Origin of the sequence: Chloroflexus sp., from assembly GCF_034435895.1 — a bacterium.
In the GTDB taxonomy this organism is placed as follows: domain Bacteria; phylum Chloroflexota; class Chloroflexia; order Chloroflexales; family Chloroflexaceae; genus Chloroflexus.
In genome coordinates this window covers 22,022-35,806 of record NZ_DAOTWH010000021.1, presented here as the reverse complement: position 1 = coordinate 35,806, position 13,785 = coordinate 22,022, and the positions used below count along the sequence as shown (strand labels likewise).

14 protein-coding genes are annotated in these 13,785 nt (G+C 57.7%); 6 read left to right on the top strand and 8 right to left on the bottom strand.

Annotated features, from left to right (window positions below; translation table 11 throughout):
- Positions 1–104 precede the first annotated feature (104 nt).
- Positions 105–1,379: an isocitrate lyase gene (gene aceA, locus U9R81_RS01245; protein WP_322493726.1), complete on the bottom strand. Its 1,275-nt coding sequence runs from the start codon at positions 1,377–1,379 to the stop codon at positions 105–107.
- Between the two features lie 126 nt (positions 1,380–1,505).
- Entirely contained in the window at positions 1,506–1,814 is a 309-nt protein-coding gene (locus tag U9R81_RS01240; RefSeq protein ID WP_322493725.1) for a nucleotide pyrophosphohydrolase, read from the bottom strand.
- 194 nt (positions 1,815–2,008) lie between these two features.
- Here U9R81_RS01240 and U9R81_RS01235 point away from each other — a divergent pair, with 194 nt between their 5' ends.
- The 5 genes from U9R81_RS01235 to U9R81_RS01220 all read left to right on the top strand — a co-directional run bounded on the left by U9R81_RS01235 (position 2,009) and on the right by U9R81_RS01220 (position 7,157).
- Positions 2,009–2,224, top strand: a complete 216-nt coding sequence (locus U9R81_RS01235) for a hypothetical protein (protein ID WP_298406930.1) — start codon at positions 2,009–2,011, stop codon at positions 2,222–2,224.
- A 222-nt stretch (positions 2,225–2,446) separates the two neighbouring features.
- On the top strand, positions 2,447–2,842 hold the full coding sequence (locus U9R81_RS19990) for a DNA cytosine methyltransferase (protein WP_416180925.1): 396 nt from the start codon (positions 2,447–2,449) through the stop codon (positions 2,840–2,842).
- A 554-nt stretch (positions 2,843–3,396) separates the two neighbouring features.
- Entirely contained in the window at positions 3,397–4,140 is a 744-nt protein-coding gene (locus tag U9R81_RS01230) for a hypothetical protein (protein ID WP_322493724.1), read from the top strand.
- A gap of 322 nt (positions 4,141–4,462) precedes the next feature.
- Positions 4,463–5,698, top strand: coding sequence for a threonine ammonia-lyase (ilvA, locus tag U9R81_RS01225; RefSeq protein ID WP_322493723.1), 1,236 nt, complete (start codon positions 4,463–4,465; stop codon positions 5,696–5,698).
- 40 nt (positions 5,699–5,738) lie between these two features.
- Positions 5,739–7,157, top strand: a complete 1,419-nt coding sequence (locus U9R81_RS01220; RefSeq protein ID WP_322493722.1) for an FtsW/RodA/SpoVE family cell cycle protein — start codon at positions 5,739–5,741, stop codon at positions 7,155–7,157.
- Between the two features lie 138 nt (positions 7,158–7,295).
- Here U9R81_RS01220 and U9R81_RS01215 read toward each other — a convergent pair whose 3' ends face one another.
- The 3 genes from U9R81_RS01215 to U9R81_RS01205 all read right to left on the bottom strand — a co-directional run bounded on the left by U9R81_RS01215 (position 7,296) and on the right by U9R81_RS01205 (position 10,782).
- Complete coding sequence (locus U9R81_RS01215) at positions 7,296–8,486, bottom strand: FAD/NAD(P)-binding oxidoreductase (RefSeq protein WP_322493721.1); 1,191 nt, start codon at positions 8,484–8,486, stop codon at positions 7,296–7,298.
- A gap of 84 nt (positions 8,487–8,570) precedes the next feature.
- On the bottom strand, positions 8,571–9,266 hold the full coding sequence (locus tag U9R81_RS01210; protein WP_322493720.1) for a DUF1641 domain-containing protein: 696 nt from the start codon (positions 9,264–9,266) through the stop codon (positions 8,571–8,573).
- 115 nt (positions 9,267–9,381) lie between these two features.
- Positions 9,382–10,782, bottom strand: coding sequence for an MBL fold metallo-hydrolase (locus tag U9R81_RS01205; protein WP_322493719.1), 1,401 nt, complete (start codon positions 10,780–10,782; stop codon positions 9,382–9,384).
- Between the two features lie 336 nt (positions 10,783–11,118).
- Here U9R81_RS01205 and U9R81_RS01200 point away from each other — a divergent pair, with 336 nt between their 5' ends.
- Positions 11,119–12,015 carry a LysR family transcriptional regulator gene (locus U9R81_RS01200; RefSeq protein ID WP_322493718.1) on the top strand — a complete coding sequence of 299 codons (897 nt, stop codon included), beginning with the start codon at positions 11,119–11,121 and terminating at the stop codon, positions 12,013–12,015.
- Here U9R81_RS01200 and U9R81_RS01195 read toward each other — a convergent pair.
- The 3 genes from U9R81_RS01195 to pdo form a co-directional block, all read right to left on the bottom strand.
- Positions 12,012–12,275: an anti-sigma factor family protein gene (locus U9R81_RS01195; RefSeq protein ID WP_322493717.1), complete on the bottom strand. Its 264-nt coding sequence runs from the start codon at positions 12,273–12,275 to the stop codon at positions 12,012–12,014. The two genes, U9R81_RS01200 and U9R81_RS01195, sit on opposite strands and share 4 nt — an antisense overlap.
- 76 nt (positions 12,276–12,351) lie before the next feature.
- Positions 12,352–12,966 carry an RNA polymerase sigma factor gene (locus U9R81_RS01190; protein WP_322493716.1) on the bottom strand — a complete coding sequence of 205 codons (615 nt, stop codon included), beginning with the start codon at positions 12,964–12,966 and terminating at the stop codon, positions 12,352–12,354.
- 97 nt (positions 12,967–13,063) lie between these two features.
- Positions 13,064–13,726, bottom strand: a complete 663-nt coding sequence (gene pdo / locus U9R81_RS01185) for a protein disulfide oxidoreductase (RefSeq protein WP_322493715.1) — start codon at positions 13,724–13,726, stop codon at positions 13,064–13,066.
- Positions 13,727–13,785 lie beyond the last annotated feature (59 nt).

The following is a 13,785-nucleotide window of genomic DNA, read 5'->3' as shown; positions in this document are numbered from 1 at the left end:
GCGAGGGCCAGCAGCCCGCGCAGCGGGCTTCGTAACCATAGCCCGGCCCTTTAGGGCCGGGTTCTGGGCAGATATCCGCCTTTAAAAGCAGCAGTGCGGGCCTTCTAATGGAACTGCTCTTCCTCGGTGCTGCCGGTCAGCGCCGTGGTGCTGCTCTCACCGCCGGCGATCACCTGCGCCACATCATCGAAGTAGCCAGTACCCACCTCGCGCTGGTGGCGGGTTGCCGTATAGCCGTAAGCTTCGGCGGCGAACTCGGCCTGTTGCAGTTCGCTGTAGGCAGCCATCCCGCGATCGCGGTAGTTGCGCGCCAGCTCGAACATGCTGTAGTTGAGCGCGTGGAAGCCGGCCAGCGTCACAAACTGGAACTTGTAGCCCATCGCGCCCAATTCGCGCTGGAAGGCGGCAATCGTCGCGTCGTCGAGCTTCTTCTTCCAGTTGAACGACGGCGAGCAGTTGTAGGCCAGCAGCTTGCCGGGGAACTGAGCGTGAATGGCCTCGGCGAAGCGGCGCGCCTCTTCGAGGTTCGGCTCGCTCGTTTCGCACCAGATCAGGTCGGCGTAGGGCGCGTAAGCCAAGCCGCGCGCGATCGCTTGATCAAGGCCGGCTCGCACCCGGTAGAAGCCCTCGCTGGTGCGCTCGCCGGTGCAGAAAGGCCGGTCGCGCTCATCGACATCGCTGGTCAGCAGCGTTGCCGCATTGGCGTCGGTGCGGGCGATGATGATCGTCGGCACCCCCATCACATCGGCGGCCAGCCGGGCCGCCACCAAATTGCGGATCGCGGCCTGCGTCGGGATGAGCACCTTGCCACCCATGTGACCGCACTTCTTTTCGGCAGCAAGCTGATCCTCAAAATGCACGCCCGCCGCGCCGGCCTCGATATAGGCCTTCATAATCTCAAACACGTTGAGCGGGCCGCCAAAACCGGCTTCGGCGTCAGCCACAATCGGCGCAAACCAGTAAATATCGTCGCGCCCTTCGCTGTGATAGATCTGGTCGGCGCGCCGCAGCGCATTGTTGATGTTACGCACCAACTGCGGCCCCGAATTCGCCGGATAGAGGCTCTGATCGGGGTACATCTGCCCGGCAAGGTTGGCATCAGCCGCCACTTGCCATCCGCTCAGATAGATCGCTTTCAACCCGGCCTTCACCTGTTGCATCGCTTGATTGCCCGTCAACGCGCCCAGCGCGTTGATGTACGGCTCAGTATGCAACAAGTCCCACAAGCGTTCGGCCCCCATCCGCGCCAGCGTGTACTCGATCTGCACTGACCCGCGCAACCGGTAAACTTCTTCCGGCGTGTACGGGCGCACAATGCCGGCAAAACGGGGCGAGTTCCAACTCTCGGCAATTTGCTTGATCTGTTCGGCACGATCCATGTGCGTTTCTCCGGTTTCCTCGTTGAACGTGACGAGCACGGTCTAAATATTTAACAGGTAGAATACATTATAACGCCCGTCGTTACGTCACGGTTACACGATTGTGAAAGAGGGTGCGAACAACCGCTATCCCTCCCACGTGCGGCCGTAATTCTCGGCCAGCTTGGCGAGAATCGCCTGTTCGAGATCAATATCGAGCAGGTAAGCCAGTTGGAACAGATAGTTGGCGACATCGGCCAGCTCGCCCGCCAGCGCCTCGCGGTTGCGCGGCTCATCCTGAAACTGAAAATGTTCGAGGATCTCGGCGGCTTCCACCGCCACCGAAATCGCAATGTTACGCGGCGTCTGCGGGAAGACGCTCTCCGGCGCGTACCAGCCTTTGTCGGTCACAAACCGGTTGATCGCATCGGTCAGTTCGGCAATGCTCATCGGCATCGAGGGCGCTCCTTTCAGTATGGGGAGTAGTGAGTGGGGAGATGGTGACATAGGGGTAAGATCAGCGAGTACTGCTCTCTTCCCCAGAACGTTCTATTTCTTCCCTACTGCCTATTCCCTGCTCCCTATTTCCTGCCAATGGTACAATGACAGCCAAGCAAGGCGCAAGGGTAAAGGGTACGAGGAGGTTGGCGATGCTGACGATTGATCAAATTGCCCAGTATTGCGAGCAAGAGCTGGCTCGCTTACAATTGGCCGGCGACCGCGAAGAGTTACGCCGGTTGCAGTTGGCGCTCGGCGTGCTCATGCGCGCCGCCGAGCACGCTCGCGACCGCGAGACGGCAATGCGCTTCCGCGTGCTGGCGGCGCGGGCGGCCAATGCCCAAGAAATCATTGCCGGCGAGGATTAGTGATGAGCATCGGGAGGGCTTTCTGGTCTTTGTGAGTGTGCAGGGCAATGCTATGCAGTTGTCCCTGTATACTAACCATTTTCGTTTCATTTTTTACAGGCTGGCTCATTGCATTATAAAGTTTAGCATCGGGTGGCAATTATGTCATAAAACTTCGTGGAATGATCGTTTTCATTGTATTGGGGTTGCTGATATGTCAGGGTTTACCTTTATTGATCTCTTTTGCGGTGCAGGCGGTTTTTCACTTGGCTTCATAGAACTGGATTTACATGTGTTCTAGCGGCTGATCATGATCAGTATGCTGTCAGAACATATCAATTAAATTTAGGTGATCATGTTCATTGCTTTAATATTACTAACCAAACGGATCTGCCATACGCAGATGTTGTTATTGGTGGGCCACCCTGTCAAGGCTTCTCTTCAGCCGGTTTACGTCGATTGCATGATCAAAGAAATTCCCTGATTAGAGTATTTGCTAACTTGGTTGCTAAAATAAAACCAAATGCTTTTGTGTTTGAAAATGTTGAAGAATTTTTAACGATAGATAACGGTAATTTATTACTTGATCTATTAGATCCACTCATTGAATCCGGCTATCGTATCCATTGCGTAAGGTGAATGCGGCTAATTATGGTGTTCCTCAGAATCGCAAGCGCATTATTGTGCTCGGAGGATTTGGGTGGGATCCAACCTTCCTGCCGCCAACGTATCAAGCCTTTGGTGCGCTAGGGGCAGCCAATGCGTTTCACCATTTACCGCTTTGCCCCACATTGTCAGATGCGCTTGCAGATTTGCCGCCGCCGGCGCTTGTGCCCCGGGTGAGCCACAGGGCCACGTGGTGCGTGAGCTGTCGCCATTGGATCAACAACGCATTACTCTTTTACAACCCGGACAATCAATGAAGGACTTACCAGTATCGTTATGGCACGAAAGCTATCGCCGGCGCGCCTTCCGGCGGGTGCGCGATGGGATGCCTTCCGAACGGCGTGGCGGTGCGCCATTTGGTTTGCGCCGTTTACGTTTTGATCAGCCCGCTAGTACCATCACTTCGGGAGCCTTGATGGAATTCGTTCATCCAATAGAACGGGGATGATTCCAGTATTGCAACGAGTCGATTCGCTGATCCGAAATCGTTATTTTCAGTCGTATTGTGTGCAGGAGCAGTTATCACTATGGCTTTGACTCAAGCGCAAAAAGCGCTCATTGCCCGTGTACGGGCGGCAGGTGGCGGTACACTTGGAGTTGAGTTAAGTGATCCGGTCTGTAGTTTTCTGGTCGCTACTATCATTCGCGATTTAGAAATCCTCGATAAATTTCCGGAACTAGAAGCGGTGTCACTACCTGAGTTTTTCTCTGATCCGGATCTTGAACGTCTTTCACTGCCTCAGATAGAGTTCATACCCTTATTCGAGCGTCTTGTCTCTCTGATACCCGACGCCGATACCTACTTTGTGTGCCTTGCTGCCTTGCACAAAAGTCGCCTCAAGTATGCGCGCATTGTCTCGTATCAACCTCTCCCTACTCTTGATCAGATAGGGCCGCGTGCGTTGTTGCAGTACGGTCAAATGACTCCTTCTGCGTTGGCCGCTTTCTTGCTCTGGCGAAAATGGTTGTATGACCTTGATAATTGTGCTGCGCAAGAGACTGGCTATCTATTTGAGCCAGTTATCGCTAACGCTATTGGCGGTGTCTCGTTAAGCGCCGCAAAGAGTCCGATCCGGCGCCATCGCGATCCTTCGCGTGGTCGGCAAGTCGATTGTATTCGCGATAAGTTTGCCTATGAGATCAAAATGCGGGTGACAATCGCAGCCTCTGGGCAAGGAAGATGGCAAGCGGAGAACGATTTCCCAGTAGATTGCCGGATGAGTGGATATGTTCCAGTGCTCATTGTGTTTGATCCTACCCCTAATCCCTAGCTTGAAGCTTTAACTGAAGCCTTTCGGCGCGAACAAGGCATGGTGTATATCGGTGAAGCTGTTTGGCAGCACCTTGCGCAAGCCGCTGGTGATATAATGAATAGGTTTATTGAGAAGTATGTTAAGCTGCCAATACTTCATGTGTTAAACGATGCGCCAATGTCGTTTTCTCCTATCAAGTTTGCGATAACAGATGAACATTTCTGCATAACAGTCGATGATGCCCCAATGTACTTCAAACGAGATCCTCAAGGGAATCTTGAGCTTGAATGATGATGTCGCCAATGAGGGCGATTGAATGCAAGAGGAGCAACGACGTTCCATGAGCCGATTTGCGATTGAGTTGGCCGATATTCAGGCCGCGCGGCGCGCACTGCGCAATATCATTTTGCCCACGCCGGTGTTGCCGGCGACCCGCCTGAGCGCCGAGTTGGGCGGGCCGATCTTTTACAAGGCCGAAAATACCCAACAGAGTGGTTCGTTTAAGATCCGCGGCGCCTATAACACGATTGTCCATCTTTCTCCCGCAGAGCAGGCTCGCGGGGTGATTGCCCCTTCCGCCGGCAACCATGCCCAAGGTGTGGCGCAAGCGGCCCAGTTGCTGGGGGTGAAGGCCACGATTGTCATGCCCGAACGCGCCCCGTTGACCAAGGTGGTCGCTACCCGTCGCCTTGGCGCCGAGGTTATTTTGCATGGGCCTACGTTCGATGATGCGGTGGCTTATGCCTATGCGCTTAAGGAAGAACGCGGCTTGACCTATGTTCACGCCTTCGATCATCCACGAGTGATTGCCGGGCAGGGTACTATCGGGCTAGAGTTGGTCGAAGCGCTGCCCGATCTGCACCAGTTGGTGGTGCCGATTGGCGGCGGCGGCCTGATTAGCGGGATTGCGCTCGCTGTCAAGACCCTTCTGCCCCACGTGCGGATTGTTGGCGTGCAAGCCGCCGGCTGCGCGCCAGTGCCCGCTTCCCTCGCCACTGGCCATCCAGTTACTGCGCCGGCGGTCCATACTATCGCCGACGGTATTGCCGTCAAACGTCCCGGCGAGTTGACCCTGCCCATGATTCAGGCGTTGGTTGATGAAGTGGTGACGGTTGACGATGAAGAGATTGTGATGGCGATTGCCCATGTGCTGCAACATAGCCGGCTGGTCGTCGAGGGAGCCGGCGCAGCCGGGGTGGCGGCCCTGCTCAGCGGGAAGGCGCAGGTGCAACCAAATCAAGTCACCGCCACCGTGCTCTGTGGCGGTAATATCGACGCCAACCTGCTCATGCGCGTGATCGAGTTTGCGTTGGTGCGGCAGGGCCGCTACCTCTTGCTGCGCACCAGTGTTGACGACCGTCCGGGTGGCTTGGCGGCGTTGGTGAACCATGTCGCTTCCACCGGCGCTAGTGTGATGGATCTCTTCCACCGCCGCGGGATGTGGCGGGTGCCGATCGATCGCGCCGGTGTCGAGCTGATCCTTGAGGTGCGCGATGAAGACCATGCCCAAGCGGTGATCGAGTCGCTCGAGCGGGCCGGTTTCCATTGCGAGCGCGAGTCGAATTGGCCAATTTGATATAAAATCAAGGCGCCACTCTGTTGACTCAGGATTATCTATGGCAACCTTACGCGCTGCCTTGATCCAGCTCCGCCGTTTACGCACTGTCGAATTGCAATTGCTGGTGACGGTGCTGCTCTTCTTTGCCGCCGGCTATCTGCTGGTGGTAGTTGCTACTGGCCAGAGCGAGTTGCAGACCACCCTCAGCGGGTTGGTTAGCATCCTCTGGCCCTCCAGCCTGCCGTTGCTGCTCTTCGTCGCGATTTCACTTGGTCTGTCGTGGCGCAGTCCGACCGCTGACCAGTTGATTTTGCCGCTGGTTGCGTTGCTGGCCGGTCTGAGTCTCATGATGACCGCGCGGCTCGAGCCGGGCTTGAACCAGATCGCTTTTTGCAGCAATGCCGCTGGCGAGCGGTTCCCGTGCTACGAAGGGATCGCCGCTAAGCAGACGTTGTGGGTGACGCTCGGAGCGATGATTATGGCGGCGATCCTCTTCACGCCGCTCGATCGCATCTGCATCAGGCTGTTCCGCCTCTCGTTCATTGATGTGCTCGATCACTACCGCTATCTCTGGCTATCACTCGGCCTGCTGCTGATTTTAGCAACCTTCATCTTCGGGGTCGATCCCAACGCCAGCGGGGTGCGAGTCTGGTTCAATTTGGGTTTCTTTTACTTTCAGCCGTCGGAATTGCTCAAAATCATTCTCGTCATCTTCATGGCTTCCTACCTCAACGAATACCGCGAGGTGGTGCAGTCAAATTACCGGCTTGGCCCGCTAAAACTGCCGCCGTTGCCCTACTTAGCGCCGCTGGTCGGGATGTGGGGCATTGCGATGCTGACTATCGTCTTTCAGCGCGATTTGGGCGCCGCGCTGCTGCTTTTCGGCATCTTTCTGGCTATGCTGTACGTGGCCACCGGCAGCGGCCTATACGTGATGGTAGGGATGGCTGCCTTTGCCGGCGGCGCTTACCTGCTCTACCGGTTCTTGCCAATCGTTGGCTTGCGCGTGTCGGTCTGGCTCGATCCGTGGGCAACGGCCCAAGGGTCGGGCTACCAGATCGTGCAAGCTATCTACGCGCTAGCTTCGGGGGGCGTCTTTGGCGCCGGCTTGGGGCGCGGTGTGCCCGAATACGTGCCTGCCGTGCATACCGACTTTATCTTTGTGGCGATCGGCGAGGAAATGGGCTTGGCCGGTACGCTGGCCGTCTTGATTGCCTATCTGCTGCTCATCTTCCGCGGCTACCATCTGGCGCTAGCCATTCCCGGTCGCTTCCGCGGTTTCGAGCAGTTGTTGGTGGTGGGGCTGACCTCGATTATTGCCGTGCAGTCGTTGATCATCTTGGGCGGCAATCTTCGCCTCTTCCCGCTCACCGGCATTACGCTTCCGTTTATCTCGTATGGCGGTTCGTCGATTATTATCAACTTTTTGATTGTTGGCTTGCTCTTGCGCATTTCGGTCAGCGATCAACGCTATTAAACCACATAGAGACGGCCCATTAGGCCGTCTCTATGTGGGGAGGGAGGAGATCAGGAAAATATCCTCTATCGTGGCGCGCTCTGCCCTCGGATAAGCCTAGCGCGCTCTGCCCTTGTACGGGCACAGCGTGCTGTGCCCTCACATGCGTCCGCGCAACATGCCGTTCCAATACATCGCTGGCAAGCCATACGCCTTCAGCGCGTACATGCTGTAGCGCTCTTGCGACTGGTCGAACGGGAAGCTCTCCTTGGGCTGGTTCGTATAGTCGAACTCGGCCAAGATTAGGCTGCCGTAACCGGTCACCAACGGGCACGAGGTGTAGCCGTCGTAAGCCGCAGGCAACGTCTCTTTCGCGATGGCGGCCATCAGATTAGCCACTACCACCGGCGCTTGCTTGCGGATCGCTGCTCCTGTCTTCGAGGTCGGTAAACTCGAGCAGTCGCCAAGGCTGAAGACGTTAAGATAGCGCTTGTGCTGGAGTGTGTATTGGTCAACTTCCACCCAGCCGCCGCTATTGGCCAACTTACTGCTCTTAATCACATCCGGCGCACTCTGCGGCGGCGAGACATGGAGCATATCAAAATTAACTGTCACCGTCTCGCGGGTGGCAAGGTTAAGGAAGACTGCTTCACGCGCTTCGCCGCGCACTTCGATCAGGTCATGCTGGAAGTGAACGTTGATTCCCTTCCGCGCCACGACCCGATTCAAGGCATCGGCATACTTCTTCACCGCGAAGATTGCCGCGCCAGCGTGGTAGAAATTGAGCTGGGTCTGCTGGCGCACCCCCGACCGGCGGAAGTAGTCGTCGGCCAGATAGACGATCTTCTGTGGCGCGCCGCCGCACTTGATCGGCGTGCTGGGGTGGGTAAACACAGCATTGCCGCCGCGGAAGGTGCGGATGTTCTGCCACGTGTACTCGACTGTATCGTACGAATAGTTCGAGCAGACGCCATTCTTGCCCAGCGTCTCCGGCAAGCCCTTAATCTTGCCCCAGTCGATCTGAATGCCGAGCGATACCACTAGAAAGTCATACGTGATCGTCTCGCCATTGCTGAGAGTCAAGCTGCTATTATCTGGGTCGAACGCGGTGACCTTCTCTTTGATCCACGTCACCCCCGGCGGAATGTAGTCAGCTTCGGGCCGGGCTGATTGTTCGCGTGGGAAGACCCCGCCGCCGACGAGCGTCCACAATGGCTGGTAGTAGTGAACTGTTGAAGGCTCAATCAGCGCAATCTCTGGCGGATTCGGCTGATCCATTAGTTGGGCGGCAACAGTCAAGCCAGCAGTGCCACCGCCGGCGATTACGACTTGATAGTGGCTCTTGGCCATAGTAATTCCCTCTCTGTCGTCTCAGCGGCTCGTTGGCCGCCGGTTAGTGCTTCTAATGCGCGTAAGGAGCAGCTTATCCCTGACTTACCCCGGCAGCTTCTGCCCAAACCGTTCAGCGAAATTGAGCGCAAAGCCGAGTGAGCGTTGCACGTCACGGTTAAAGAGCGCACCAAACAGCGCCATTGGCCCGGCCCGGCGCGGCTCGCGTTGCGCGCTCACCAGCGCGTGCGCTGCGGCTCCCATCACTTGCAAGGTCTTCGGATCGAGCACGCCTGAGCTCATCAGCGCCTTGACCTCTTCCGATTGCATCAAGGTCAGGAGGTTGCGCAGCGCGGCCAAGCCTTGGCGGATTGTGCCTTCGATATCGACGCCTTGCTTGCTCACCGCAGCGTACAGCTCGTCGATCATGTCAACCGTCATTGCGGCAAAACCGGGCGCTTGGCGAGCCAGTTGTTCGAGAGTGACGAGTTGCTCGCTCAACCCAGCCAGTGCGCGCAGCGTCGCCGGTTCGGTCAGCCGCTCCAGCGCATGCAACCCCACCTTCAACCGCTCGTCAATATCGACGCCAGCGCTCGCTGCATCGCGATACAACCCGTCAACGGTATCGGTCGCCATGGCCAATAATGCCGGCGCCTCGTCGGCCAGCGTGTTTACCTTCGCCAGATGCTGCTCGAGCCGATCCATCCGCTCCATCATTTGGGTCAACAGCTCGGCGATGTGACCGTTATCGAGCGCCTGCATCTCGGCGGTTGGCGTCCCATTCGTTTGCGTGTGTGTCATAGCCCTTCCTGCGTGTTGAGCCCGCTCACTGGCGAGCAAAGCCAATCACTCGCGATGGATTGCTTCACCCCACGGCAGGATAACCATTGCCTGCCGTGGGGGCGGTCGTGAAGGGTCAGACTGCTACCGGTTCGGCCAATTTGCGCCATGTGCCTTGCGGGTCAACGAGTGTGGCAACATTGGTGAAGCCAAGGCGGCGCAGTAAGCTCGTGCCGACTTGCGAGCGGTAGCCAGTAGCGCAATGGGCGATAATCGGCTTGTCGCGCGGAATTTCATTCAATCGACGCGGCAGGTAGCCGACCGGGATGTGCAGCGCGCCGGGTAGGCGGATCTCTTCATATTCGGTCAGGTTGCGCATGTCGAGGATGACCGCCGATTGGCCGGCTAGCGCGGCGCTAAGGTCTTCCACTGTCGCGGTGGGCAGTTGGGCCAGATTGCCACCCAGCGCCGATGCCGGCACATACCCCGGAATATCATCAACGCCAATTGCTCGCAAATCCTTCAAAATCTCGGTCATATCGGCGTCATCCGGCACCACGAGGTACGTCGGCTTGGTGAAGTCAACGAACCAACCCACGTAGCTGCTGTACATCTTGCGGATCGGTACGCTGATGCTGCCCGGCACGTGACCGGCGACAAATTCAGCGGCGCTGCGCAGGTCGAACACGATCGCACCCTCGGCGATGGCCTTATCGAGCACCGGTCGCTCAATCTCGACCGGCGTAGCCAGATCGCGCAACAGCGCTGGCCCGACCTTGTTCACGTGCTTCATGCGGGCGAAATAGCGCGGCGGCTCAGGCTGGCCGTGCAGCAGCCACTTCACAAATGCATCTTCGTCGTCAAATTGGAACGCCGGATTGAACCGCTTCTCGTAACCAAGCGTGCTCGACGGGATCGCACCTAATGCCTTGCCGCAGGCGCTGCCCGAACCGTGCGCCGGCCACACCTGCAAGTAATCGGGCAATGACTTGAACCGCTGCACCGAATGGAATTGCCGGCGCGCTCCCGGCTCTTTGGTGCCGACAATGCCCGCTGCCTCTTCCAGCAGGTCAGGTCGGCCCACGTCGCCAACAAAGAGGAAGTCGCCGGTGAAAATGCCCATCGGCTGGTCAGCGCCCGCCGTGTCGGTAATCATGAATGCGATATGCTCAGGGGTGTGGCCGGGAGTGGCAATAACCTGCACTTTAATGTTGCCGACCATCCACGTGTCGCCATCTTTGACCAAAACCGCTTTGCTCACTTCGGGGTAGGCATATTTCCAATTCTCGTCGCCCATGTCGCTCAGATACATCTGCGCGCCGGTGCGAGCCGCCAATTCGCGCACCCCGCTCACAAAGTCAGCATGAATGTGGGTCTCGGCCACGTGGGTAATCTGCAAGCCTTCCTTCGCCGCTGCCCGCAAATACGGCTCGACATCACGCATGGGGTCGATGACCATCGCCTCGCCGGTCTTGGCGCACCCGACGAGGTAAGAAGCCTGCGCTAGCATCTCATCGTAGAAGTACTTCAGCAACATCGCTCTCGTTCCTTTCTTTTCACTGTTCTTGCATCGCCTTGGAAGGGGCAACATTACCCTTTCGCAGCGTTGGCGCCAACCGCTTGTCGAGAGTGTTGGGATTGTTTGTACACAGGATAACAAAATTAGCCCCTTGGCAGAAGCCGGATCTTGCTTATACTATCTCTTAGTGCAAACTTATAGCTGTCGTGATGGATGATCATTACGCAAAAGAATGAACGTGGCTAGCCCCCTAGCGGTGGTGCGCTGGGATGCCAATAGCGGGATGATCGTTGCAAACGATTGCGACAGCTTTCGTGGTGTATCACAAGATAGCTTCAAACCGGGAGAGCAACGATGCTCGATCTGTACAAACTCGATATCTTCACCCGCGTGGTGGCTGCCGGCAGCCTCAGCAAGGCGGCTGAGCAATTGCACATGACCCAATCGGGAGTAAGCCAACATATTCGCGCGCTCGAAGATGCGCTGGGCACCGAGTTGTTCGCTCGAGGCCGGCGCGGGGTGGAGTTGACGCCGGCTGGGCAGCGGTTGCTGTCATATTGCGAAAGCATCTTTCGGATCGTGGCCGAGGCCGAGCTGACCGTCACTGATGTCGCTGGTTTGCGGGCCGGCCAGTTGACGATCGGCGTTACCCCCGGCGTCAGCGCCTATCTGTTGCCCGAATGGGTGCAGATGTTTGGCCAGCGTTATCCCAACCTCGCCGTAAGCTCACAAACCGGCACGTCGCCGGCGATTGTGGCCGAATTACGCTTTGGTATGCTCGATTTGGGCGCGATTGAGGGTGAACTCGATGACGCTGACACCGATATTCAGCAGCAGCCGTTACGCGAGTTTGATCAATACGTGATTGTAGGCCGGCGCCATCCGTGGTGGGGGCGCGCGGAGGTGCATCTGAGCGAGTTGGCCGGCCAGCCGATGGTGATGCGCCAGCCGAACAGCCAAACCCGTGCGTGGCTCGAGCAGGCATTGCGCGAACAATCGCTCACGCCGCGCGTTATTGCCGAACTTGATAACCTTGAGTCGATCAAGCGAATGGTGATGATCGGCACGGGGCTGACGATTTTGCCCCTCTACACCATCACTGCCGAACAAGAGGTGGGGGCGCTGCATCCCATCCCGATCACCGACCGGCCCCTGCGCCGCACGTTACGGCTGCTGTGGCGCGCGGCGCGCCCGCTCTCGCCGGTGGCCTATGCGTTTCGCCAATTACTGATTACCCACTATGGCCGCTAATGCTGTCTGAATTGCATCTGTTGCCGCATCTGGTGAATGAGCCGATCTTCGAGAGCGGGCGGCAATGGCGGCGGCAGATCGTCAAGATGGTGCAGCCAGTCGACCGTCTGTTGTAACGACGCCAGCAACTCTTGGCATTCGGGGCATTGGCGCAGATGCTCTTCCAACTCGGCGCGCGAAGCGGCGCTGAGTTCGCCATCAAGGTAGTCGTTCAAGCGATCAATCAGGTCGAGGCAGTGATCGTGATCGTTACGTTCCATTGGCATCCTCGCGGTTGGGGCAACCTCTGCGTTGCCGAGCTGATCCCAGCGCAAGCGGGCGAGAGTGGCGTCGTCCTTATCTATTGTTACTCGACGCTTCGACATAGCGCGCTAGCGCTTCACGCAACCGCAGACGGGCGCGGTGCAGCCGCACCTTTACTGCGCCGGGGCTAATGCCGAGCCGCTCGGCGGTCTCTTCCGTGCTGAGTTGCTCGATGTCGCGCAGCACAATCACGGCCCGTAACGCATCAGGCAATTCGGCAATCGCCTGCGCAATCTCGCGCCGTAATTCGCCATCGAGCACGTTCTGCGCCGGATCGATCGCCCATGTCGTTTTATGAGGCAACGCCGTCTCGTCCGGCGCCAGTTCGCCAACCGCATCGAGCGCGACTTGCGGTCGCTTTTGGCGCAGCAGCATCAACCCTTCGTTTGAGGCGATCCGGTAGAGCCAACTGCTTAAGCTGCCAGCGCCAGTATATTCCGGCAGCGCCGCGCATGCTTTGATGAACGTCGTCTGCAAGACGTTCTCGGCATCGTCGGCGTCGCCGAGCAGGTGCAGTGCGCGCGCGTAGACCAGCGGCGCAAAGCGTTTGACAAAACAGGTGCAGGCATCAGGGTCGCCGCGGCGCAAGCCGGCGAGCAAGGCCTGTTCATCGTCATAGAGTGAGAGGTCAATAATTGGTCCCGGCACAACAGTTCCTCCATCGTAGACGTGATGGCATAGATTCAGTATATCACGTCTACGATGGCAGTTCTGTAGCGCCGCCGACCGGGCACCCAACGACGCATTACGCCGCGGCGACAATCGCCTCGCGCAGTTTGTTGGCCATCATCCCCTCTGGCACGGCGCCTTCGATATGCACCAAATCGTCGATCACCGTCTTCGGCACGCCCATCACCGCATAGCGATCGCCGAGTTCAGGGAATTCGGTCACTTCAATGCCCTCGGCGGTAATGTATGGGTTGGCCAGCGCCAGCCGGTAGGCCATCACCACTGCCCGCGGGCAGTAGGGGCAGGTCGGCGTCACAAACACCTGCAAGTGCATCGGCGCCTTGATCGTGTCCAGCAATTCCATCGTCGCCGGCTGCAGATCAGGCTGGGTGGCGCCGCCAGCCAAGCGAATCGCCTCGATCAGCGAGGCAAACTCGTAGCCGCTGGGCAAGCCGGCGAAGCGCAGGCCGTGATTTTTTCGTTCTTCCCCAACCAAAAAGACGATCCCGGGCGCTTTGTCAACGCCTAGCTCGGCGGCATACGCGCCGTTTTTGTCCAAATCATATACGCTCAAGCGCAGCAGCGGGTTGAGGGCTACCACTTCTTGTAGCAGCTCGTGGGTAACATCGCTGTATTCGCCGCTCTCTTCCGACGTAAACAGCACGAGCTCAACTGGACGGTTCAGACCAGCGAACGCCTCCCGCACTGCCTTGCGATCTTTTTCCTGCATCAGAGCCATTGGTGTGTTTCCTTTCACGCCATAATCATTGCAATTGCTATCTATCAGATGCACCCGCA